Source organism: Rummeliibacillus pycnus (assembly GCF_002884495.1).
Taxonomy (GTDB): Bacteria; Bacillota; Bacilli; order Bacillales_A; family Planococcaceae; genus Rummeliibacillus; species Rummeliibacillus pycnus.
In genome coordinates, this window is the sequence record NZ_KZ614145.1 from 2184343 (window position 1) to 2209219 (window position 24877).

The following is a 24877-nucleotide window of genomic DNA, read 5'->3' on the forward strand; positions in this document are numbered from 1 at the left end:
TATGAAATTTGAAATAGAGAACGAGTCATTTATTTGAGAAAATAAACGGAGGTTGATAAAATAGAATTACAGCTAAAGCAAAGGAGAATCATCTATGACGCAAAAACCTATAATTCCCTTCGAGGAAATTGGTAAAGAAAAACTTTATAAAATGATTGATATTTTCTATTCTAAAGTTGCTAATAATCCGAAGCTAAAGCCTATATTTCCTGATGATTTATCCGAGACAGCTCGCAAACAAAAACAATTTCAGACACAATATTTAGGTGGTCCAAATCTTTATACAGAAGAACATGGACATCCAATGCTTAAAGCACGACATATGCCATTTAAGATAACGCCAGAACGTGCACAAGCGTGGTTAGAATGTATGTCTGAGGCAATGGACGAAATAGGTCTTGAAGGTAAATTTCGCGATATCTATTATCAACGTCTTGTCCTTACCGCACATCATATGATCAACGCACCGGATGATGACGAGGAGGTTTTATAGTGAATAACATTCAGTATTTAAGCGAAAAACCTACTGCATCATCCACGATTCCACTAAGTAAACCAATCGAGCTTTATGTTTTCATGGATTTACTTGCTCCAGGCAGTTGGGAACTACAATCACTAATACGTCAATTACAGATAAATTATGGTCAGTATTTTTCATTACGTATCGTCTTAAGTACAGAACTCAATTCATTAAACACTGCATGTCAACGTATTAATAGTTGTGAATCGCACGAGGAACTTGTTGATGTTTCTCATCCTGTTCTTCCTTCAATTGCTGTAAAAGCAGCCGAACTACAAGGAAAAAAAGCAGGGTATCGTTTTTTGGTGAAATTACAAGAATACGCTCTAATTAATACAAAAAACGTTTGTCAATGTAGTACTTTACAAGAAATTGCACATGAAGCTGGATTAGACATTGAGGAATTTCAATCTGATTTTCTTTCAATGGAAGCTTCACGTGCCTTCCAAAGTGATTTATGTATTACACGGGAAATGGAAGTAGATGAAGTACCAAGCTTTGTATTCTTCAATGAAAATATAGAAGATGAAGGTTTAAAAGTTTCTGGTTCTTATACCTATGAAGTTTATGAAAAGATATTAGAAGAATTACTCGATCAAAAATTAATTTGTCAGCAACCACCTTCAGTAGAGGATTTATTCCATCGTTTTCATACCTTAACAACAAAAGAAGTTGCAGCTATTTATCATATTTCTCTTCATACTGCTGAACGTGAATTAAAGAAAAAAATGCTTCAACAAAAAATTGATCGAATAATATGTGATGAATTATCGCTCTGGCGTTTAAAATAAATATTTATCTCTTGAATTCCAATAATGGCTTGCCTTATTGGAATTTTTTGTATTGTGTTGAATTAAAACCATTTCGCTATTTTTTGACAAAACAAAAGAAGCATCTCTACGAGAGATGCTTCTTTTCACAAAGGGGATGGGAGAAATGTTCACGTTCAAACAAAGGGGTGTATGTTTGTTTGTGATTTATTTCACATCTAAACTTTAGCACGAAAAAGCTTCTATAGCAACGGTTCAGACTTATATTCACAAAGTTGTCATATAGTAAGCGTTTCCAATGGTTTTGATGTTTTTTTATGTATATTATGTAATGAATTTGCCGATGATAATAACTTATAGGTTTTAATTCCTATATAGACATTTTGGCGTTATTTGGTGAATACTGTATAAATTTGCCGACAAGAAATGTGCATATGCCAACTTTATCTATGCTCATTTTGCTTTATAATTGGCTTTGCTTAACTTTGTACTACTCTTCCCATTAATGATCTTTAGTTTATTATTTGTTTTATTGATGGTTTATTCCCCCCAGTCGTTCTACTTAATTTATAGTAAAAAAAGCCACAGAGATCACTCTCTGTGGCTTTAACATTTAAATTACTCAGCAAGCAATTTTTCTAGCTCATTTAGATTACGTTCAAATACTTTACATGCTTCTTCAATTGGAGATGCTGATTCCATATCCACTCCAGCTGCTTTTAGTACATTAATTGGATAATCTGAGCAACCTGCTTTTAAGAATTTATTAATATATCTTTCAACAGCTATATCGCCCTCAGACAATATTTGTGAGCTTAACGCAATAGCTGCACTCTTACCTGTTGCATATTGATATACATAATAGTTGTAGTAGAAATGAGGGATTCGTGCCCATTCTAAACCGATTTCTTCATCTACAACCATATCTTCACCAAAGTATTGTTTATTTAAATCATAGTACACTTTCGTCATACTTTCTGCTGTCAACGCTTCACCTTTTTGATCCATTTCATGAATGATGTGTTCGAACTCAGCAAACATTGTTTGGCGGATAATCGTACCTCGGAAACCTTCTAACCAATGATTTAAAATGTAAATGCGTGTTTTTGGATCATCAATTGTTTTTAATAGATAATCATTTAATAATTCCTCATTACACGTAGAAGCAACTTCAGCAACGAAAATAGAGTAATCCCCATATACAGCCGGTTGATTATTACGAGTGTAATAACTATGAACACTATGTCCAAATTCATGAACAAGTGTAAATAGATTATCTAAATTGTTTTGCCAGTTTAATAAGATATATGGATTTGTACCATACGCACCAGATGAGTACGCACCACTACGTTTTCCTTTACTTTCTACTACGTCTACCCAACGATCTTTCAGCGCTTTTTCAATGATTCCTACATAGTCATCACCCATTACACTTAAAGCTTTTAACATATGACCTTTAGCTTCTTCATAAGTCATATCGATTTTAGATTCTGGTACAAGTGGGGTATAAACATCCCACATATGCAATTCATCGACACCTAGAATTTTCTTTCGCAATGAAATATATCGATGCATTAGTGGTAAATATTTATGGATTGTATCGAGTAATTGATCATATACTTTTTCAGGAATACTATTCGCAGACATGGCTGCTTGACGAGCAGAATCATAATGACGAATACGTGCGCTAACATTATGTGCTTTCACATTTCCAGATAGTGTAGCGGCAAAGGTATTTTTAAAATTGCCATATGTGCTATACATGGCATGGAAAGCAGCTTCTCGTACAGAACGATCCTTACTTTCTAAGAAGTGAACATAATTTCCGTGTGTTAATGGAACTTCGTTACCTTCTTCATCTTTGACCATAGGGAATTCTAGATCAGCATTATTTAACATACTAAATGTATTTGCTGATGCACCTGTAACTTCTGACATTTGAGAAAGTAATGCTTCTTGTTCTGCAGGTAAAATATGTGGACGTTCTTTATTGATTTCTTCAATTTCTTGTTTATATAACTGAAGATCTTTGTTTTCTTTAAGATATCCTTCAATAACTGCTTCATCTAATGATAATATTTCAGGCGTTAAGAAAGATAGACTTGTTGAAATTTGGGCATATAATGTCTTTGCACGGCTATCCATTGCTTGATAAGTGGAGTTAGTTGTATCTTGGTCATTACGCATGTGAGAATAGGCGTAAAGTTTACCTAATTTACTATACACATCATCACGGAAACGTAAAACCTTTAACAATGCTTCAGCACCGTTTTTAATCGTACCTTGATAACTAGCAGCTTGTTTACCTAGCTCGCTAATTTCTTTAAACGCTTCTTCCCATGCAGCATCTGTTGCAAAAATATCCTCTAATCTCCAAGTTAACTCAGTTGGTACCTCCTCTCTTGTTAATACCTTAGTTTGTTGATTTTCAGCCATGATATGACCCCCTATTTTGATTTGCTCCAGAGCAATGAAGTACCCTAATATTTTCTCAATTTTCCTAAAGCTTTGCAAGAAATTGAACGTATACATACTGATATAGAGCTGTTTCGTCAAATTTACTGTTAAGTTGCGTTATACTCAATTTTTGTATGATTTTGTGATAATTTCGTAGAGAATCCTCTGCATGTTTATTTATAAATAATAGTGGATATCTTTTTGTAAATTCATTGATGATATAACTTGATAGATAATCCAGATTATATCCTTGTTCAGATAAAAACATTAACCATATCATTTGCCATTCTGCTTCACAAACAGAAAAATTGCTGGTTTTTGACACAGGAATACCAATAAATATTGGTAAATTCTCCACATGACAACGCATAAAATAACACGCTCTTAAAAAAGGATCTTGAATTCCTTTTTTACTTAAAAACAATCTTTTCTTCAGAAATTGTTGCCTATTGCGTTTCCAAATCTGCCAATATAAAAAAAATTCTTCTTCAGAAGGGTCTGTAACGTTTAAAAAAGGAAAATGTTGAGTATCAAGAGATAAATGCCTTACGTTTGCAATATAACGGTATCCACCTATTGGAAGTAAATGCGAAAAATATAAAAAGGTCGATGTTTCAGGATTAAAAGTAATCATTTGGGGATGACTTTGAGTATATGAGATAAATTGTTGTTTAAATGGGGATAGTTTTACTTGTTGAATACCATCTACGTAAGGTTGCTTGTCTTTTGGAGTTTTTAGAATCCAGATTGGAATGATATTAGCTTGTAGATAACCTGATGTACGAGATTCTATTTGGGGAATAGGGATCGTACTACATTGAAATTCTATCGCAAATTGTTGTTGTTTTTTTTCTACTAGAAGGTCTGGTCGTTGAGATAATGCTGGTAAATATGGCTCTAAGTGTACATTTAGATGTAATTTTCGGAACATCTCGTACAATTGAGACTTTCCTAGTAGATGTATGGCTGTCTCTCCTTCTGAAAAAGACTGTTGACAGTTACTTTGTTTTTTATGAGCAAAATGTGGAATCATCACATGTCCAATTTTCAATTGGACGGGCTCTTTACACTGCGGACAATAAAACTGCTCACGATTGCGTAATTCTAATAGTTGATTTCTAAGGTAATTTCGGTTCAATACAAATAATTGCCCATTTTCATCTAAAGCCGTTAATATAATATCACCTCCTAACTAGATTGTAAAAATTTTCTAATCTAATTGCAATTAAAATTACTGTTCTAAAGTGTTTTTTTGAACATCAACATTTTTTGATAATTAAAGCTACGCAAAACAAATAATTTTATGTAAAAACTAACCCATTTCAACAAAAAGGATGTCTTAAAAGTCATTTTCCACTTTCAAGACATCCTTAATTTCTTTTATTTATTAAAAATATTTTCGTACAGTTTCGAAGCAGTGATCAGCCATAATTGTTTTTCCGTATTCCTCTAACAAATGAACCGTCGTATCAGCTTCCTCAGCACCTTCAGAAATAACACTCAAATAATTTTCTAATTCTTCCATTGATAATTCTTCGTCAAATTCTACATGCAAATAATACTTTCCATTCATTTCATATAAGGAATTTTCGAAATTTGCTTCTTCTGGCATTCTATATGCTATGTCGATGATATCATCGAACTCTTTTAGTACAAACGTATAGCCATCATAATTTTCTTCAGAATCAACGAAAATTTCATCAAACTCATGTGATTTGATATCACCATTAAATGCATTTTCAAAAAACTTTCTTTTCTCTTCTAGACTTGATGGTAAATCAAGAAAACCATCCGAAGTAAATTTGGCAGAAGTAACAGTCAACTCAAGTCCATTTTCTTTTGCTACCACTTGAATCCATAATGGGCCATCCATTTCAAAATCTATATCGTCAGTAATCTCTTCCATCATTACCCAGAAGAGTTCTTCGCCTTTATCTCGGTTATACCATATTTCGTCTTTCGTGAAACCGCGTTCTTCAATGTCAAGATAAGAAATGAAGAGTTTTAGTGTATTCTCATTAATGCGTTCCATATCCATATTACACAACTCCCTCCGGTCACTACTTTAAAAAGATTTTGTCTGCTAGCCAGATACTTGAAGGTGTACCTCATAAACAGCGTCTCTTACTATTGTATGACGAGATGACGAAAAATGAAAAGGATAAATCTCAAGAAATAACAATAGTATATGAAATATAGTAGAGTATGTTTACAATTGCAAGTACAATTCATCAAATCATACTATATTGCTAGTACGTTAACCTGAATTCGATCAGAATCCATATCCACTAATAATAAAAACTAAAAAAGCTAAAACCCCAATCTTCTAATTAGTGGAGTTCTAGCTTAGCTTGTACATATGAACACTTACTATACGATTAGTTCACCATTTTTTGTGCTTCAAGTAATTGATAAGCACGAACTTTACGTGGTAAGAATCGACGAATCTCATCTTCATTGTAACCAACTTGCAAACGTTTTTCATCCAAAATAATTGGTCGACGTAATAACCCAGGGTTTTCTTGGATTAATTCATATAAACGTTGTAGAGGTAACGATTCTAAATCCACTTTTAATTTTTGGAATATCTTAGAACGTGTTGAAATAATTTCATCTGTTCCATCTTCCGTCATTCGTAGTATTTCTTTAATTTCGCTGATGCTAAGTGGCTCAGCAAAAATATTTCTTTCTTTATATGGAATTTCATGTTCTTCTAACCATGCTTTTGCTTTTCTACATGAAGTACAACTTGGTGATGTAAATAATGTTACCATCATATCAAACACACCCTTTCAAATTGTTAATTACAATATCGGAAACATTTATCTATTTTTAAATTAGAATTACTCTAATAAAGAAGTCTAACATCATTATACAACATATTTTCTCGTTTGGATATACACAAAAAAGAAATAATTTCAATTGATTTATGACTAATTATTCTATTACTTTAAGCTTTTTTTATGATGAGTAATGAGTAATTCTCACTTACAATTTTACTATCGCCAAAAAATCAAGCTTTTAAACATCAAATTTCAACAAAAATTTTCTCATTTAGCAAATAGAAATTGAAAATAAATTACGTTTTAATATATCTACGTTTTACTTTTCAAAAAGTTCCATTATTATATTTTTTACTCAAAAGAAATTTTAAAATAGAAAGACGAACTCAATCATTCTTATGTATTATTACCGTACTTTTTGCACAATTTATTTAACATAGTAGAAACTTGTAATTTAAATGGGGCTATATTATAATTTTCAACATAAATAGTTAAAACGAAGACGAAGAGTAGTACTTATAGTCAGTATGTATAGAGAGTCTGTGGAAGGTGTAAACAGATCATACGCTATGAGGAATGGACTTCCGAGTTAGCTTTGTGAACCAACTTGTAGTAGTGAAGCTCGGGCATCTCACGTTAAGAGATTGAGTGGTCGATTTTTCGACAAGCTTGGGTGGTACCGCGGATACAAAACATCATTCGTCCCTATTGGGATGCATGATGTTTTTTTATTTTAAGGAGGATTACAAAATGAAACGAATTTTTTCAGGTGTTCAACCAACAGGCGTTATTACATTAGGCAACTATATCGGTGCATTTCGCCAATTTGTCGCAATGCAAGATGACTATGACTGTATCTTCAGTATTGTAGACCAACATGCGATTACTGTCCAACAAGATAGTGATGAATTAAGAAACAATATTCGTACCCTTGCAGCAACTTATCTTGCAGCAGGTATTGATCCTAATAAGTCAACACTATTTATCCAATCTGAAGTACCAGCACATGCACAAGCAGGATGGATGTTAACTTGTACATCTTACATTGGCGAACTAGAACGTATGACACAATTCAAAGATAAAGCAAAAGGTAAAGATGCTGTGTCAGCTGGATTACTTACTTATCCCCCATTAATGGCCGCAGATATTTTACTTTATAACACAGATATTGTCCCAGTGGGAGAAGATCAAAAACAACATCTTGAAATTACACGTGACTTAGCTGAACGCTTCAACAAGCGTTATGGTGAAACGTTTAAAATCCCAGAAATTCAATTACCAAAAAATGGAGCTCGTATTAAATCATTACAAGATCCATTGAAAAAAATGAGTAAATCAGATGACAACAAAAAAGCAACAATTCGTGTTTTAGACACTGCAAAAGATATTGAGAAAAAAGTAAAATCTGCCGTTACAGATTCTGAAGGTATTGTAAAATTCGACGTTGAAAACAAACCAGGTGTTTCTAACCTCTTAATAATCGAATCTTCTTTAACCGATGTTTCAATTGATGACTTAGTTGCAAAATATGAAGGTTTAGGTTATGGAGCATTTAAAGCAGGTGTCGCTGAAAGTATCATCAACCATTTAACGCCAATTCAAGAGAGATTCGCGGAATTAATCAATTCCTCTGAATTAGATCACATTCTTGATCTTGGTGCAGAAAAAGCAAATGCCATTGCTAGCGAAACTGTTTCTAAGATGGAGATTGCGATGGGCTTGGGAAGAAAAAGACGATAAGCATTCCTATACAAGAACAAACGAAGATTTTGAAATCTATCGTCTGTAAAATAAATGTAAAAACAGTTGTCCATGTATAGCCTAATGCATGATAGTTTAAATATAAAATCATATGTGTGGAAGTTATTACAATAAGACCATAACAAATTAGAAAAAATAATAATTTCATTAGCATATATCCTTTTCTATTTTTTACATTCTATGAGTAAAAGCCATTCTCTATTCACGAGAATGGCTTTTATATAGATACTTGCAAATTCATCATTCTTATTTTCATCGCTCTATACAGTCCAGACACTAAATCTCCTGATACTTCTTTAATCTCTAATTGTTACCTTTTATCCTTGTAATTTTAGCAGTGAATAAACGTTGGTATCATAGGGTATATTATTTTGATACATATAGTTTCTCAAAACGCCTTCTTTTACAAAGCCAAGCTTTTTTAATAATTTATTAGATGGTTTGTTTTCAATAAAAACAACTGCTCCAATGCGTGTTAAATCAAGTTCATTAAAACCATATGATATAACTTTTGAGACAGCTTCTGTTGCATAGCCTTTATTCCAATAGTTTGGATAAAGTTCATAACCGATCTCAGCCCTTTTATGCTTTGGAGACCAAACATTAAATCCAATTGTTCCGATTATTCCTTCCTTTTCTTTTAATTCAATCCCCCATCTAATTCCCCTATTTTCTTTAAAGTTCTTTGAGAAAAACTCAACAAACTGTTCTGCTTGTTCTTTAGTTGTTATAGGATCCTGACCGTAATATCGCATTACATCATTATTAGAAAAACAATTAAAAATGCCTTGAGCATCTTCATGTACAATTTCTCTTAATCTAAGTCTTTCCGTTTCTAATATAGGAAACACTCTTTCGCCCCATTTCCAAAGAATTTTAAAACCATTTAATAGATACAGTACCATTTTAATCTAAATTTGTGATAATTATAGATAAAATTCTTATTTTCAGTTGAACCAATCTCAAAAATCTATTTTTAGCCGTTAAATACGATCTTTTTAACACTATAATTAGTTTCAGTTGTTCTGGTTCAGACGGTGCTTTCCACGTGCTTAACCTCGGATACGTTAAGGTATCAAAATGAAAATCCACAATTAAATGTATATTTTCCCCAAAACAAAAACACAGGGCTTCTTTACCCTGTGTTTTGTGTACTATTTTAATAAGCATTTAAATGCTCTAGATTTTTTTGAATACTAATGAAGCATTATGACCGCCAAAGCCTAATGAGTTGCTTAGTGCATATGTGATTTCTTGTTTACGTGCTTCGTTTGGAATGTAATCCAAATCACATTCTTCATCAGGTGTTTCTAAATTCATTGTTGGAGGTAAAATACCTTCTTTTAAAGCTAGTACAGAGAAAATTGCTTCAATACCACCAGCTGCACCAAGTAAATGACCTGTCATTGATTTTGTTGAGCTAATAGCTAATTTATAAGCATGTTCTCCGAAGACTGTTTTCACTGCTTTTGTTTCATATAAATCATTGTATTGTGTACTTGTTCCGTGCGCATTAATATAATCGACTTCTTCTGGCGCTACCCCAGCATCATCAATTGCTTGTTGCATTGCACGTGCTGCACCTTCACCATCTGGAGCTGGTGCTGTAATATGGAATGCATCGCCTGTTGAACCATAACCTATTACTTCTCCATAGATTTTGGCGCCACGTGCAACTGCATGATCATATTCTTCTAAAATGACAATACCTGACCCTTCACCAATAACAAAGCCATCACGATTTTGATCAAATGGACGTGATGCTGTTTGTGGATCTGGATTTAGCGTTAAGGCTGTATTTGAACAGAATCCTGCAACTGCCATATTCGTAATTGGTGCTTCAGCTCCACCAGCAATCATGACATCCGCATCGCCACGTTCGATTACTTTAAAAGCATCACCAATTGAGTTTGTACCTGAAGCACATGCTGTTACAGTACATGAGTTGATCGCTTTTGCACCAAAGTGAATAGATACTTGACCAGCAGCCATATCTGGAATCATCATCGGTACAAAGAATGGACTAACACGACGTTGACCTTTTTCAATGAAGTTCATGAATTGTTGTTCGTATGTTTCCATACCACCAATTCCTGATCCAATCCATACGCCAGTACGTAGACCTAATTCAGGTGTAATTTCAAGGTTAGCATCTTCCACTGCCATAATAGAAGCAGCTAGTGCAAATTGTGTAAAGCGGTCCATTTTACGAGCATCTTTTCTAGGGATATATTTCTCTATATCAAAATCTTTTACCTCTGCCGCAACTTTTGCTGGGAATTTTTCTTGATCTAATCTTGTTAAAGGACCCACTCCAACTTTACCTGCTTTAATATTTTCCCAAGTTGTTGAAATATCGTTTCCTAGTGGTGTTACTGCTCCAATACCAGTCACTACTACTCGACGTTTTGTCATGATTTTATTCCTCACTTTTCCTTTGTGTTATTTTCCCCATTTGATTGCTACTGCGCCCCAAGTTAAGCCTCCGCCGAAACCTACTAAAACGATTAAATCATCATCATGGATTTTACCATCTTCTAAATCTTCTACCAAAGCATTACCAATGGAAGCTGCAGATGTATTACCATACTTCTTAATCGCTGTGGACATTTTCTCAGCTGGTAAATCTAAACGTTGTCTTGCTGATTCCATAATACGGATATTTGCTTGGTGTGGAATTAAATAATCTACATCGTTCTTTGTATAACCTGCTTTTTCAATCACATTTAATGCTGATTGACCCATTTGGCGAACTGCAAATTTAAATACTTCTCGGCCATTCATAGCAATATGATCGTTTTCATTTTGATAAAGGTATTTGCCACCAGTACCATCTGCTCCTAATTCATATGCTAAGATACCTCTACCATCAGAAACTTTACCAACAATTGCTGCTGCTGCACCATCACCAAATAGTACGGCTGTGTTACGATCTGACCAGTCAACTATTTTGGAAAGTTTCTCAACACCAACTACTAAAACATAATCATAAGCATTATTTTCGATAAATTGTTTTGCTGTCACAAGACCATAAATATAGCCTGAACATGCAGCAGAGATATCCATTGCTGCAGCATTTTTTGCACCTAGTCGTTCTTGAATCATACATGCAACACTTGGGAATGGTTGATCCGGTGTTACAGTTCCTACCAAAATTAAGCCAACTTGTTCAGCTGTAATTCCTGCATTTTTTAGCGCATTTTCAGCTGCTTCATATGCCATATCTGACGTATCTTGATTGTCTTCCGCAATACGTCTTTCTTCTATTCCAGTACGTGTACGAATCCATTCATCGGAAGTATCCATCATTTTTTCAAGGTCAAAGTTTGTCACGACCTTTTCTGGAACGCATCTTCCTACTCCAATAATACCAGCATTCATGAGGTAGCGCCTCTCTTCTTATTATCAATTATTAGTATCTGGTCTTAATTATAACGAATATTTTTTTACTTTTCAACATTTCGCCATTACTTTACCGTTTAATAAAAGACGAACACAAAAAGTTTCTTTTAAAAAAACAATTAAATATGTTATGATAGAAGAGATAGAAAAGTTAGTTAGAGGTGAAACAAAATGAGATACATCATATTAGTTATTTGGTCTGCACTATTAGTTTCTACACTAAACTATGTAGTAAGCTCTATTAACAATGCAACATTAGATGCCGCTGGATTTAAAAAAGGCTTATTAATTTCACTTGTAATTTCTGTGTTACTTCTTGTAATTGATGCAGTAATTCCAAAGAATTCACCTAAAGAAATCGGACATCAAGAATAATGAAAATCCTGCCCATTATACAGGCAGGATTTTTACTTTTAAAAAAGGCTGTCAATATGCAGATTCGATCACCGCTTATTGACAGCCTCATTTCTTTGAGTTTTGATACTTTTAACCAATAGTCATTTATCTTTAGTTTCTTCTTATATTATTGAGCTTTTTCACTACGAATGGATGCTTTGTTGCCATCCATATATACCACAACTTTATCGCCTGGTAATGTGTCACCTTTTAATAATTCCTGTGCTACAATCGTTTCAATATTTCGTTGGATAAAACGACGTAGTGGACGTGCACCAAATGCTGGATCTACACCTTCTTTTGCAATCCATTGTAGCACATCATCTTCAACGACTAGTTCAATTTCTTGTTCAGCTACACGTTGTTGTAAGTAGCCAATGTATTTTAGGGCGATTTGATAAAAATGCTCGTCAGTCAATGAATGGAACATGATAATATCATCTAAACGATTTAACAATTCTGGTTTAAAATGTTGTTTTAAAGCAGACATTACTAAATCTTCAATTGCATGTTTGTTTTCTTCCTCTTTCATATCAAGTAAATAATTTGAACCAATATTAGAAGTTAGGATGATCACTGTATTTGTAAAGTTTACTGTTCTTCCTTGACTATCTGTGATTCGCCCATCATCCAAGATTTGAAGTAAAACATTCGCAACATCTGGATGTGCTTTTTCAATTTCGTCTAATAATATTACTGAATAAGGGTTTCTTCGAACAGCTTCTGTTAATTGGCCCCCTTCTTCATAACCGATATAGCCTGGAGGTGCTCCAACTAAACGAGAAACGCTATGTTTTTCCATGTATTCAGACATATCAATGCGGATAAAGTGATCTTCAGAGTCAAATAATTGAGCAGCTAAAGCTTTTGCTAACTCAGTTTTACCTACACCTGTAGGTCCTAAGAATAAGAATGATCCAATTGGTTTATTAGGATCTTGAATACCAGCTCTAGCTCTCCATACAGCTTCTGTTACTAAGCGAACTGCATCATCTTGACCTACAACGCGTTCATGTAATGTGTCTTTCAAATGTAATAATTTTTCGCGTTCACCTTCTACCAATTTTGTGACAGGAATGCCTGTCCATCTTGAAACAATAGAGGCAATTTCTTCGGATGTTACATCTTCCCGTAAAAGACGCGTATCATTACCTTCTTGCAACGAGTTTTCTAATGTTTGTAATTCTTTTTCGAGCTCAGGAATCTTACCATGTCGTAAAACTGCTGCTTTATTTAAATCATATTGATTTTCTGCATCTTCCAATTCGCGACGATAGCGATTAAGAATTTCACGTTTTTCTTGAATAGTGTGCAGTGATGCTTTTTCGGATTCCCATTGCTCTTTCATTGTTTTAGATGATTCTTTGAGTTGTTCTAATTCATCACGTAATGCCACTAAACGTTTTTTACTTGCCTCGTCTTTTTCTTTCATCAAAGCTTGTTCTTCAATTTCAAGTTGCATTTGTCGACGTGTAACTTCATCCAGTTCTTGTGGCATTGAATCAATTTCTGTACGGATCATTGCACAAGCTTCATCGATTAAGTCGATTGCTTTATCTGGTAAGAAACGTTCTGTTAAATAACGATTAGATAGTTCTGCAGCAGCTACTATTGCTCGGTCATGGATTTTAACTGCATGATGTAATTCAAATCTTTCTTTTAATCCACGTAAAATTGAAATTGTATCTTCTACTGATGGTTCACGAACTAAAACTTGTTGGAAACGACGTTCTAAAGCAGGGTCTTTTTCAATATACATACGATATTCATCTAAAGTTGTTGCACCAATACAGTGTAGTTCACCACGAGCAAGCATTGGTTTTAGCATATTCCCTGCATCCATAGCGCCATCTGTTTTACCAGCACCTACGATTGTATGGATTTCATCGATAAATAAGATGATACGTCCATCACTTTCTTTTACTTCTTTTAATACACCTTTCAATCTTTCTTCAAATTGACCACGATAACTAGCACCTGCAATCAATGCACTCATATCTAATTCATATATAAGATGATCTTTTAAACCTTCTGGTACATCTTTTTTAACAATTCGTTGGGCTAGTCCTTCTACAATTGCTGTTTTACCTACACCTGGTTCACCTATTAATACAGGATTATTTTTTGTTTTACGAGATAGAATCCGAATGACATTTCGGATTTCTTGGTCACGACCAATCACAGGATCCATTTTCCCTTTTTTAACTTCTTCCACTAAATTACGTCCAAATTGTTCTAATGGGCTTTTTTGTTCTTCATTGTTCATTTGCATTTGCATAAGATCCAACTCCTTTGTTTGACCTTTATTGACCTTTTGATTAATTACATTATAGTTCTATTAAATTTAAATGTAAAGTGAAATGTTTGACCTTTTTTGACTTTTTTAATTTTCCATTTTTATTTTAAATTCCAAAATTAATGTGACATTTTGTATATATGTTATATAATTCAAAATACCTATGATATAATAAAGAAAAATAAGTGAAGGTTGTAGATGATATGGTAACTATTTTTAATATCGAACCATTACCTCCTAAAATCCGTAAGATTTTCAAAGAAAATGGTTCAATAGTTAAAGTTTCAAAAGGCAGCCACTTATGCTTAGAAGGTGCACCAGTTAAGGATATTATCTATGTTGTATCGGGAAAGGTTATTTTATCCAAAGAGAATGTTAGCGGAAAAGAGTTAACACTTCGTATTTGCGGTAGTAATGACTGTATTGGAGAAGGTATTATTTTCAGTAAAACAGGCTACTATCCGTTTAGTGCTAAAGCTTTAGAAAATTCAAATATTATTACGATCGATAAAAACTTATTTGAAATGTGCTTAAGTCAAGAACCTGATATGCTAATAGAATGCATAAAATGGTTACAGCTTCAAAATTTAAAAACACAAACAAAACTTCGTGATCTACTTTTATATGGTAAGAAAGGTGCTCTCTATTCAACTATTATTCGATTAACTAATACGTATGGTATATTACAAGATAATGGTGATATTGTGATTGATTATCCTGTAACGAATTCTAATTTGGCTAACCATTGTGCTACAAGCCGTGAAGTCATTAATCGAATGTTGAATGATTTAAAAAAGTCCAACGTTTTATCGTTTGAAAAGAGCATAATTACAGTTCATAATTTGAATTTTTTAAAAGATGAATGCGAATGTGAAAATTGCCCTTTAAGCGTTTGTCGTATTGATTAATAGTCAATTATAGATATACCCAACTACAAAATAACTATACAAAAAGCTTGGTGCGCAAGTTTATATATGCGACCAAGCTTTTTGTTGTCTCATTCAAAAGTATTTTTCTGTTAATTTTAAAGCTGTAGCTGATTGAAATTTTTATGTTTCAATTCGAGTACGATGTCACATTCATTAGCAATTTCTCTTTCATGTGTTATGACGATGACACATTTACCTTGTTCATGTGAAAGTTCCTTAAATAATTTAACGATTTCCAAAGAATTTCTTTCGTCTAAGTTTCCTGTTGGCTCATCAGCAACAACTAGTTTTGCATCACAGCACATGGCACGTACAATTGCAACACGCTGTTGTTGACCACCTGAAAGATGTTGGACATTTTTCTGTGCCATTTCCTTTGTAATTCCTACTTTTTCTAGCATGGAAAATGCATACTCTTTCCTATTAGAGTGCTTACTATGAGTAATTTCCATTGCGGAAATTATATTATCTACCGCTGACATATACGGAAGTAAGTTATAGGATTGAAATACAATCGATACATATTGATTACGATATTTTGTTAAACCAATTTTTTTAATTGACTTTCCTTCATATAGAATTTCCCCCTTTTTAGGAATATCTAGTCCAGCAATAAGGGAAAGAAAAGTCGTTTTCCCGGAACCACTTGAGCCCAAAATACTGTATAATTTACCATTTTCAAACGTCAGGTTAATATCATTATATAGCGTATCTCCCTTATTGTTATACCAATAATTTACATCTCTTACTGCTAACATTCGATCACCTTCTTATGAGATTAAGATTTTTTTCGGTTGCATACGCATTACACCAATTGATGCAATGATGATAGCTAGGAAACTAATCGCTAAACCTAATCCACCTAATTCGACTAGTTCTTTCAATGATAGTGTAATAGTAAGATTTTTAATTTGCTTTGCCTCAGCAGCACTGGAAGCGCCAAAGTTTGCGAATGCTCGTTCAGCTCCCCCATTTTTAGATTCTCCTTGTCCTTGCATTTGACCTGGACCTCCCCCTTGCCATGAACCACCTTGACCTCTTTGTCCATATGATGCTGAAACAGTTGTAGTAGCTTGTTGTTCCAAGAGTTGTTTACCAACCACATTCCCAACAAATTTGCCACTTATACCTGCAATGCATAAAGCAATTACTAAAACCACAAGCAATTCTGTAAAGAACTGACTTATAATTTTCTTACGTTTTTCGCCAAGTGATAGCAATACACCAATTTCATATTTTCGTTCACGAATCATTAGAATAACGATTAATGCTAAGATTACTGTCCCTGCAACAGATACAAGAATGACAATCTTGTGTGCAAAGCTTTCTACATTTGTTAACGGTTGAATCATTTGCTCATAGACTTGATTATTCGTTGTTAAGCTGTACGTATCTGTATCAAGCCCAGCCTTTTTAGCTTGCTTTACAAATGTATTCATTTTCTCTGGATCTGATAATGTATAGACTACAGAATCTGCAGTATCTTTATACTCAGAACCTTTCATTTTATTAGCAAATGTATATGATGTATAAATTGCATTGTATGGGTTTAATGCTTCTATACGCATACTTCTTGCATCAGCAGTTTCAGAAGATTTGTAAATACCGACTACTTTTAACTTGTAAACCGTATCTTCATTTTCCGTATTTGTTACTTTAATCGTATCGCCTACAGTAATATTATTTGCCTTTGCTAAATTTGTTTCGATTACAGCTTTATTTGTCCCTTCATCTTTAGCTGTAATACCGACACCTTTTATTATTTTGGCTGTACCATTCGTAAATTTACTTGCAGTAGCAGTTGAATTTGTTCCTTGTATTGTGATGTCTCCTGCTGTCATTCTCATTATTCGCATGCCACCAGCTGGTCCAACTTGTTGACTATTTTGATTTTCCCCCGATTTATCTGTACTTGATTGATCATCAGAAGAAATTGAATCGAAAGATTTTGCATTCACTGATGTAGATGATGAAATACTATAAGATGAAACATTGTCTAATTTAGCTAGCGTATTTATCGTTTTCAAATCAACTGGTGTAATTGAAAAACTTCCAGGATCCGGTCTATCATTCTTGTTATCAGACGATTTGCTCTCACTAGAAGAGTTCACTTTTTTAAAAGCATTCTTCATATTTGTGGTGAGGGTGACCGTTGCCCCCATACTTTTCTTTGCATTTTCAGTTGCCTTCAATGAAGCACTTTGTATTGTTAATCCTGCCAAGATGAATATTAAAATCGCTGAGAAAACAAAAGTTAGTAAAAGAGTTCTTCCTTTTTTCGCTTTTGTACTATAAAAAGCTCGTTTTATAAAATTCATTCTTTAGCCTCCTATCATTTTATAGTTGTAGATGTAGTATTCTTTTTTGGATTGGCATGTGTCCTTCATCTCGAGCTCGTTGAAAATGAAGAAATCATTTGCCCGATCGTTTTACAGACATAGTATATAAATTGAATGTATCAGGAATATGTCAAGACAAAAAAACACTATATCTTTTGAAGATATAGTGTAGAGTGGTTCTATAAAAGTTTAAAAGGTTACAGAATAATTTTCTTCCTATGTTATCCAAATTAACAAATTTGCAAATCATTAAATTCCCGTATATTTTAGATAGATTTCACATTATGAATTTTATTCCTTTTAAACAAAAAAATCAGTGAGCGCTATATAGCCCCACTGATTAAAATTTTCTATTATCGAATGCCTAATGCCATTTTTGCATAACGAGACATCATATCCTTAGACCAAGGTGGATTCCAAACAACATTTACATCCACGTCTTTTACTTCCGGAATATCGAATAATGCTGTACGAATTTGGTCAACAATAACTGGACCTAATGGACATCCCATTGAAGTTAACGTCATTGTAATTATGCATAATCCTTCTTCGGATAAATCTACATCATAAACTAGACCAAGATTTACTATATCAATTCCCAATTCTGGGTCAATAACATTTTCTAAGGCACCTAGAATATTTTCTTTTAAATCTGCATCCATGGTGTTTCCCCTTTCTCTATAGTGTTAACTTCATCATAACATTACTATTTAATTATGCCAAATGGTCTGCAAGCCACTGCGTACCAGCTAGCATTCCTGGACGAGATACTTTGTGTCCTGCTTTTTTATCAACGATGAAGGTTATATCTTCAGGATGCCCTAAATAATCTTGTTGGATACCTTCATAAAATGCATAAGTTGTAGCAAACGGAACCATATGATCCTTTTTACCATGCCAGAAGAATATAGGACGTCCTGCCATTGTTTCTGGATGTTTGCTCATATCAAAATAACTTAGAGTCGTTAACATTTTATCTAATTCTTCTTCTGATAGAGGGATTTTAAATCCTTTTTCTTCAATTTCAGCCATTTGCCCTTTTGCCAGTTCGACATAATTTGGTGCTCCCATCATAACGGCTGCTGTTTGGATCCATGAATACATTTTAAGGCATCCCATTGTTGTTATAGCTCCCATAGAAGTTCCAGAAAGGCCAATTTTGTCCGTACCAAGTAATCCTCTTTCTTTCAATTGTTGATATATATAGTTCACTTCTTCAATAGAAGTAAGGACTACTTCCCAAAAACGTAAGCTCATTTGGACATTATCTAATTTTTCATCACGATCCCCATGCAATAGGGCATCTGGCATAATTACACGAATACCTTTATTGACAAGCTGATACGCATAATGCAAGTTATGCTCTTTTGCACTCTCAAAACCATGTAAAAAAATAACAACAGGTGTCTTTTCCGTAACTGTTTCCTCATTATATATATGAAGTAAAGGGATATTGCCCCATGTCTCTTGATCCACTTTCATCCTATTTCACTCCCTATCTCTATAATGTCATGTTATCAAAAAAAAGGTATTGTTACAAAGCATTGGCTATTGTCTGATACCTGATTCAAAATCGTGATAGCAGTTTAAATTCTTGAAAAGTAAATGTGTGAGTCGATTTTATCATGTAAATTTCATATTAAATCCCGAACATTTACTATTGAATGCTTTTTTCATTATTTTGCTGCATGTAAGTTTACTTTAACATTTATACATAATTACATCCTTCAAAACATAGATTTTACGAAAGTTAATCATATCAGCGTAAAATAGGGATATTTTGATTTGTACAACTCCTAGTACAACTCCATGTTGTATGATTAAACTTTGACTAAAAGCTAAAAGAAAGGATAAACTTTATATATATTTTCCTTTAGTAGCAACATTTTCACTGTATTACTAAAAGACAGAAAAACTTGATAAAAGTTTTATCACCCGATGAAATAGAAGAAACGAAGGGAGTGTTATGAATGGTACAACCCCATTTGATTGTTTTAGATTTAGATGGTACGCTATTAACCGATGAAAAAGTGATTTCAGATAAAACGAAGAGCACAATATTAAAGGCAAAAGAAGCAGGTCATGAAGTAATGATTGCTACTGGTAGACCTTATCGTGCGAGTAAAATATATTATCATGAACTAGGGTTGCATACGCCAATCGTGAATTTTAATGGAGCTTTTGTACACCATCCATTAAATCATCATTGGCATACTGTTCATAGCCCTATTGATTTAAAAGTCGTACAAGAAGTAGTTGAATCCTTACACCGTGATCAGTTTGAAAATCTAATTGCTGAGGTAATGGATGATCTATATGTTCAATACCATGATGAAAAGTTACTCAATATTTTTAGTATGGGCAATCCGAGAGTGACAACCGGAGCTCTTAGAGATTATTTAAAAGATAATCCTACAAGCTTATTAATCCAATCTAACGAGAAAAGTGTACCTATTATTCGTCAGTATTTAGCAGATACAAAAGCTGAACTGATTGATCACAGACGTTGGGGAGATCCTTTCCCAGTAATTGAAATCGTGAGACATGGAATGAACAAAGCCGTTGGACTTTCGCATGTCGCAAAAGATTTAGGTATTCCTCGTAACCGAATCATTGCTTTTGGTGATGAAGATAATGATCTTGAAATGATTGATTATGCTGGTGTGGGTGTTGCAATGGGGAACGGTATCGGCCAATTAAAAAATATCGCAAATGAAATTACCAAATCCAATAATGAAGATGGAATTGCAGAATTCCTAATAGACCGTCTTCAATTATAGAAAATATAGGAGGAATTTAAAAAATGAGAATATATGCAGACAGTGCTTGTGATTTGCCAAAGTCATTTTACGAGCAAAACAATGTCAAAATTATTCCATTACGCGTTCAACTCAAAGAGCAAGAATATGATGATATTATTGGCGTGGATATTCAAGAAGTATACGATGCCATTCGTGAAGGCGAACTATTAAAAACATCTCAAGCATCACCTGAACGTTTTCTAGAAGAATTCAGTGCATTAGGTCAGTCTGGAGATGAAGGAATCTACATTGCCTTCTCCTCTCAACTTTCAGGTACATACAGCACTGCTGTTATGATGGCAGAACAAGTAAAAGAAAAGTATCCTGACCTCAAACTTACCATTATCGATTCAAAATGTGCTTCACTAGGTTATGGTCTACTTGTAAAAGAAGCAGTACGTTTGCGAGAAGAAGGCTTTTCGGCAAATGAAATTGCAGAAAAAATTCGCTTTAATGCTCAACATATGGAACATTTATTTACTGTAGAAGATTTAAATTATCTTGCAAAAGGTGGTCGTTTATCGAAAGCAAGTGCCTTTATTGGTGGACTTTTAAGTATAAAACCTGTCCTAGATGTTGAAGATGGTAAACTTATTCCTATTGAAAAATACCGGGGTCGTAAGAAAGTATTTAAACGCATTATTGAATTAATGAGAGAACGTGGTGATTGTCTTTCTGATCAAGTCATCGCTATATCACATAGTGATGACCTTGCAGCAGCAGAAGAGATGAAAGCCTTAATTATTGAAAACTTTCATCCAAAAGCAGTAGAGATTCATTTAATTGGTTCTGTAATTGCTGCACACACAGGGACAGGGACAATTGCTATTTTCTTTTTAAACAAGTTAGTAAAAGACTAATCATCTATGTAGCAAATTTTCTTAATAAGATTTATAGATTTTTAAGTAAAGAGCCCTTGATTTCTTTTGTGAAGTCAAGGGTTCTTTACGATTATCTGCTATTATTTTCTGCGTCCTCTACGTAATAATGCAATGATAAATCCAATGAAAATTACATATACAAGACCTAAAGCAATCATGTATGGAATATTGATTCCTTTATGTTCTGTCACATGATATAGTTCTGCAACTTCACGATCTATAACTAAATTATATTTACCGTTGTCATTTTGACGAACAGTGTCACTTTCAAACAAACCATGGAGTTCTTTATTCTTCCCAATAATTGAGGGATCTAATTCATATCTTTGAGTCTTATCAGTATTGTTAATCATCACAATCCATTTTTCATCGTCAGAATAACGTTCGAAAACGATTAAACCATTTTTATTTTCAAGTAATTTATAGTTACCTGTTCGAAGTGTCTCTGATTTATTTCGAAGTGATTGTAAATCTCCAATATAGGAAATGATATCGTCTTTTGTTCGAAAATCCAATGCTGAATGAGTCTCAGGAGCTTTTACTCCATTTTGTGCTATTTCTGTACCATAAGTAACAATCGGGACACCAGGCATTGTCATTACAGCAGCTACAGCTACTTTAATACGTGTTGGAGGAAACATATTTTCCTCGGCTGATGCATGAGTAAAACGTGCACTATTTAAATCATCAATCATTAAGGCAGTTGGCTTATTTACCTCACCATTTACATATGCTTTGAATGGATCTTCTAGTTTAGACGAATCTTCATCAACATTTTTGAAGATAGATTGATACGTATCAATGGTTTGTTTCTTATAATCCATGTCAAAATTAGCATCACTATCTTCGTTGGAAATAACATAAAGATTTTTATTTTGTTTCTTTAATGCAGCAATCACTTTATTGATAAATGCTGAATCTGCATTTCCTAAATGAGTCAATCGAATACCGTCAACTTTATACTCTCCAACAAAATCTACTACTGCATTAATTAATGCTTGTTGCACATCTGGACGATTCGTCTTCCAGTTGATACGATTGTCATTCGTGGATGTATACCAATCTTTGTGATTTTCTTCTAATGTCCATACATGGTTTTTACTGACATGATTAATCGGGAAATCAACCATTGCTTTTATATTATTTTTATGCAAATTATTCAATAATGCCTTAAATTCTTTACTAGTACCAAAGTTTCGTTCAATTTTGCTATAATCTACTACGTCATTGCCATCATATGTTTCTGATGAAAAAACAGAGCCCATTGAAACCATTGTAAAATCCAAATCATGCAAATAATCGATCTTCGTATCTATTCCTGCAAAATCCCCACCATGGAATGCTTTAGGATCTTTTGCGTTAATATTGTAATCATTCTCTACACTCTTATCAAAAAAACGATCGACTAATACGTCATATATACTTTCATTTTTGATCTGTTGATTTCTTTCTTCAGCATGTGCAATCGTCATTGAACTAATTGTTGTAGTAAGCAACACGGTTGCGACAGCTGAACTGATCCATTTTGCAACGTTCACTTTTGAAGTCCTCCTCTGTAGAACTGTCCAAAGTAATTTTATCAAACCATTCCAAAACTCTCCATGTTTTCAATAAAAAAACCTAATCAAATTCGACAAAAGTGTGAAGAAAAAAATTTTACGATCATTCTATTATTTGAATCAATTTCATAAATAGAATTCTAGTTAAAAACAAGAATTTTATATTGTTCGGTACTATAAATATATTATCCACTATACATTCCGCTACAGACGGCGCTTTCCACGGGCGAGCGTTGAGCCTCCTCGCTCACTTCGTTCTCTGCGGGGTCTCCCCTATCTCGCTTTCCCGCAGGAGTCGCCGTCTTCCGCTTCATTGATACGGTTCTAATTAGATATGGCATATAAAATAGAGCTATATTAAATGTTCGTTTTTTTGAAAAAACTAGAATGAATTCGGATTTCCATCGTTCGAAGTTTCTCATAATTCTACGGGAATGAATCTTCCAGTATATAGAAATGGATGGAATATAAACAATATTATTACAAAATCTTTAATAAAAAAACACCCCAACAATAAATGTAAGGGTGTGGCAATTCAAGATTAGCTTATTCTACCAAAATTTCATACCTAATGGTAAGTGGAAGCCCATATAAATCGTAAAGATTAAGAAAATCAAAAACAGAACCCATAGAGTACCAGTAGATTTGCTTTTTTCTTTACGGACTAACACCATTTCCATCATACTAATTACAAAAAGACCACCTAGTAATTTTAGTCCGTATTGCATAGCCATTGTGCCGGCCATTGCTGAACTGAAAAGTATTCCACCAGTTATGATAATTAAGATATAAAATACACGTAAAATCATATGTGTTACTTTTTGTCCTTTAGAACCAGCTTGCATCGATACTGATACAAAGAATAATATAATTGCGATTAAAATCGCTGTTAAGTGCATGTGTGGCAATTTCAAAATCCTCCATTCTCTTTTACTAGTCACATTTATCCTATCAAAAGAGTATAAACTATACAAATATAACAGACCGATGGAAAACTACTTCCATCGGTCTGTGTCAAATTAGTGACTAAATTAAATCATTTACTCGAAGCGGTTGACTAATGTACCGATTCCTTCAATTGAAACTTTTACTTCATCACCAGCTTTAAGGTATTGAGGTGGATTCATCCCTTTACCTACACCAGCTGGAGTTCCTGTTAAAATAACATCCCCTGGTTCTAAAGTTACTAAACTAGAGATCTCTACGATTAAATCTTCTACAGTGTGCATCATATCGCTAGTTGAACCATTTTGACGTACTTCATCATTTACTTTTGTCACAACTGTTAAATTTTGTGGATTAGGTATTTCATCTTTCGTTACTAAGTATGGTCCCATTGGACAAGCACCATCTAAACTTTTACCTAAGAAAAACTGTTTATGTTTTGTTTGTAAATCACGTGCGGTGATATCGTTGGCAATTGTATAGCCAAAAACATAATCAAATGCTAAGTTTTTCGGTATATTTTTTCCTTTCTTAGCAATGACTACAGCCAATTCACCCTCATAGTCTAACTGTGAAGTTACATCTGCATGTACAGATAGCGTTTGTTTATCTGCCGCAATTGATGTTGGAGCTTTCGTAAAGACCATGATATCTTCGGGTGCTTGCTCAGAACCCATTTCTTTTGCATGTTCATCATAGTTTTTACCGATACAAATAATGTTTTTGGTTGTACGTGGAATTGGTGCTAACCACTCAATTTCACTGAAATCATGTTTAAATTGAGATGGATTCTCTGATTGTTGTGCTGCTCTTACAAGTTTACGAGTTTGTTCTACAAATTCATAACCATACGTCATTCCTTCTACTATGGTTGCAGCATAAGAAGGGAGTACTTGAAGCGCTTCTTGAATTGCTAATACATCCCAAACAGCTTCTTCTTTTTTTACTTTTGGACCAAAACTTAAAACATCGTTATAACGAAAAGATAAGATTTTCATGAAAATTGGCACTCCTTCTTTTTTTACCATGATACATCAT

At 33.8% G+C, this 24877-nt stretch carries 22 protein-coding genes and 1 other annotated feature; of the genes, 7 read left to right on the plus strand and 15 right to left on the minus strand.

The annotated features are described in order from the left end of the window. The first annotated feature begins 94 nt into the window (after positions 1-94). Positions 95-493, plus strand: a complete 399-nt coding sequence (locus CEF14_RS10835; RefSeq protein ID WP_102692878.1) for a globin domain-containing protein — start codon at positions 95-97, stop codon at positions 491-493. Then, the gene (locus CEF14_RS10840) at positions 493-1311 is read left to right on the plus strand and encodes a DsbA family protein (protein ID WP_245890141.1); all 819 of its coding nucleotides are present in this window, start codon (positions 493-495) and stop codon (positions 1309-1311) included. The genes CEF14_RS10835 and CEF14_RS10840 overlap by 1 nt, the downstream gene beginning before the upstream one ends. Positions 1312-1908: 597 nt before the next feature. On the opposite strand, the gene pepF is transcribed toward CEF14_RS10840, so the two are convergent. From pepF to spxA, 4 genes are all read right to left on the minus strand, one after another. Next, positions 1909-3726 carry an oligoendopeptidase F gene (pepF, locus tag CEF14_RS10845; protein WP_102692879.1) on the minus strand — a complete coding sequence of 606 codons (1818 nt, stop codon included), beginning with the start codon at positions 3724-3726 and terminating at the stop codon, positions 1909-1911. Between the two features lie 64 nt (positions 3727-3790). Then, on the minus strand, positions 3791-4885 hold the full coding sequence (locus tag CEF14_RS10850) for a competence protein CoiA (RefSeq protein WP_170061498.1): 1095 nt from the start codon (positions 4883-4885) through the stop codon (positions 3791-3793). A 249-nt stretch (positions 4886-5134) separates the two neighbouring features. Continuing rightward, the gene (gene mecA / locus CEF14_RS10855) at positions 5135-5785 is read right to left on the minus strand and encodes an adaptor protein MecA (protein ID WP_102692881.1); all 651 of its coding nucleotides are present in this window, start codon (positions 5783-5785) and stop codon (positions 5135-5137) included. 340 nt (positions 5786-6125) lie between these two features. Continuing rightward, positions 6126-6521, minus strand: coding sequence for a transcriptional regulator SpxA (spxA, locus tag CEF14_RS10860; protein WP_102694374.1), 396 nt, complete (start codon positions 6519-6521; stop codon positions 6126-6128). 499 nt (positions 6522-7020) lie between these two features. Continuing rightward, positions 7021-7240 (plus strand) — a binding site (T-box leader). A 40-nt stretch (positions 7241-7280) separates the two neighbouring features. Here spxA and trpS point away from each other — a divergent pair. Continuing rightward, the gene (trpS, locus tag CEF14_RS10865) at positions 7281-8270 is read left to right on the plus strand and encodes a tryptophan--tRNA ligase (RefSeq protein WP_102692882.1); all 990 of its coding nucleotides are present in this window, start codon (positions 7281-7283) and stop codon (positions 8268-8270) included. Between the two features lie 338 nt (positions 8271-8608). On the opposite strand, the gene CEF14_RS10870 is transcribed toward trpS, so the two are convergent. The 3 genes from CEF14_RS10870 to CEF14_RS10885 form a co-directional block, all read right to left on the minus strand. Next, positions 8609-9142 carry a GNAT family N-acetyltransferase gene (locus CEF14_RS10870; RefSeq protein WP_102692883.1) on the minus strand — a complete coding sequence of 178 codons (534 nt, stop codon included), beginning with the start codon at positions 9140-9142 and terminating at the stop codon, positions 8609-8611. A 328-nt stretch (positions 9143-9470) separates the two neighbouring features. Continuing rightward, the gene (gene fabF / locus CEF14_RS10880) at positions 9471-10706 is read right to left on the minus strand and encodes a beta-ketoacyl-ACP synthase II (RefSeq protein ID WP_102692885.1); all 1236 of its coding nucleotides are present in this window, start codon (positions 10704-10706) and stop codon (positions 9471-9473) included. Positions 10707-10733: 27 nt separating this feature from the next. Beyond that, positions 10734-11672 (minus strand): beta-ketoacyl-ACP synthase III, encoded by a 939-nt coding sequence (locus tag CEF14_RS10885; protein ID WP_102692886.1) that lies wholly within the window; start codon positions 11670-11672, stop codon positions 10734-10736. A gap of 192 nt (positions 11673-11864) precedes the next feature. Here CEF14_RS10885 and CEF14_RS10890 point away from each other — a divergent pair, with 192 nt between their 5' ends. Then, on the plus strand, positions 11865-12068 hold the full coding sequence (locus CEF14_RS10890) for a YjzD family protein (protein WP_102692887.1): 204 nt from the start codon (positions 11865-11867) through the stop codon (positions 12066-12068). Between the two features lie 148 nt (positions 12069-12216). Here the strand turns inward: CEF14_RS10890 and CEF14_RS10895 are convergent, their stop codons facing one another. Further along, positions 12217-14367: an ATP-dependent Clp protease ATP-binding subunit gene (locus CEF14_RS10895; protein ID WP_102692888.1), complete on the minus strand. Its 2151-nt coding sequence runs from the start codon at positions 14365-14367 to the stop codon at positions 12217-12219. A 221-nt stretch (positions 14368-14588) separates the two neighbouring features. Between CEF14_RS10895 and CEF14_RS10900 the strand changes: the two genes are divergently transcribed. Then, positions 14589-15293: a Crp/Fnr family transcriptional regulator gene (locus tag CEF14_RS10900; protein WP_211284598.1), complete on the plus strand. Its 705-nt coding sequence runs from the start codon at positions 14589-14591 to the stop codon at positions 15291-15293. 116 nt (positions 15294-15409) lie between these two features. On the opposite strand, the gene CEF14_RS10905 is transcribed toward CEF14_RS10900, so the two are convergent. The 4 genes from CEF14_RS10905 to CEF14_RS10920 form a co-directional block, all read right to left on the minus strand. Beyond that, positions 15410-16072 (minus strand): ABC transporter ATP-binding protein, encoded by a 663-nt coding sequence (locus CEF14_RS10905; protein WP_102692889.1) that lies wholly within the window; start codon positions 16070-16072, stop codon positions 15410-15412. A gap of 12 nt (positions 16073-16084) precedes the next feature. Continuing rightward, a complete protein-coding gene (locus CEF14_RS10910) occupies positions 16085-17632 on the minus strand; it encodes an ABC transporter permease (RefSeq protein ID WP_102692890.1) in 1548 nt (515 codons plus the stop codon). Between the two features lie 374 nt (positions 17633-18006). Then, a complete protein-coding gene (locus tag CEF14_RS10915; RefSeq protein WP_102692891.1) occupies positions 18007-18315 on the minus strand; it encodes a metal-sulfur cluster assembly factor in 309 nt (102 codons plus the stop codon). A gap of 52 nt (positions 18316-18367) precedes the next feature. Beyond that, entirely contained in the window at positions 18368-19135 is a 768-nt protein-coding gene (locus CEF14_RS10920) for a prolyl oligopeptidase family serine peptidase (RefSeq protein WP_102692892.1), read from the minus strand. Positions 19136-19623: 488 nt separating this feature from the next. Here CEF14_RS10920 and CEF14_RS10925 point away from each other — a divergent pair, with 488 nt between their 5' ends. Further along, positions 19624-20433, plus strand: a complete 810-nt coding sequence (locus tag CEF14_RS10925) for a Cof-type HAD-IIB family hydrolase (protein ID WP_102692893.1) — start codon at positions 19624-19626, stop codon at positions 20431-20433. Between the two features lie 23 nt (positions 20434-20456). Next, on the plus strand, positions 20457-21314 hold the full coding sequence (locus CEF14_RS10930; RefSeq protein WP_102692894.1) for a DegV family protein: 858 nt from the start codon (positions 20457-20459) through the stop codon (positions 21312-21314). A 101-nt stretch (positions 21315-21415) separates the two neighbouring features. Here CEF14_RS10930 and CEF14_RS10935 read toward each other — a convergent pair whose 3' ends face one another. The 3 genes from CEF14_RS10935 to CEF14_RS10950 form a co-directional block, all read right to left on the minus strand. Further along, the gene (locus CEF14_RS10935; RefSeq protein WP_102692895.1) at positions 21416-22873 is read right to left on the minus strand and encodes an alpha-amylase family glycosyl hydrolase; all 1458 of its coding nucleotides are present in this window, start codon (positions 22871-22873) and stop codon (positions 21416-21418) included. 572 nt (positions 22874-23445) lie between these two features. After that, the gene (locus CEF14_RS10945; protein ID WP_102694376.1) at positions 23446-23793 is read right to left on the minus strand and encodes a DUF1516 family protein; all 348 of its coding nucleotides are present in this window, start codon (positions 23791-23793) and stop codon (positions 23446-23448) included. A 141-nt stretch (positions 23794-23934) separates the two neighbouring features. Further along, complete coding sequence (locus tag CEF14_RS10950; RefSeq protein WP_102694377.1) at positions 23935-24837, minus strand: fumarylacetoacetate hydrolase family protein; 903 nt, start codon at positions 24835-24837, stop codon at positions 23935-23937. Positions 24838-24877 lie beyond the last annotated feature (40 nt).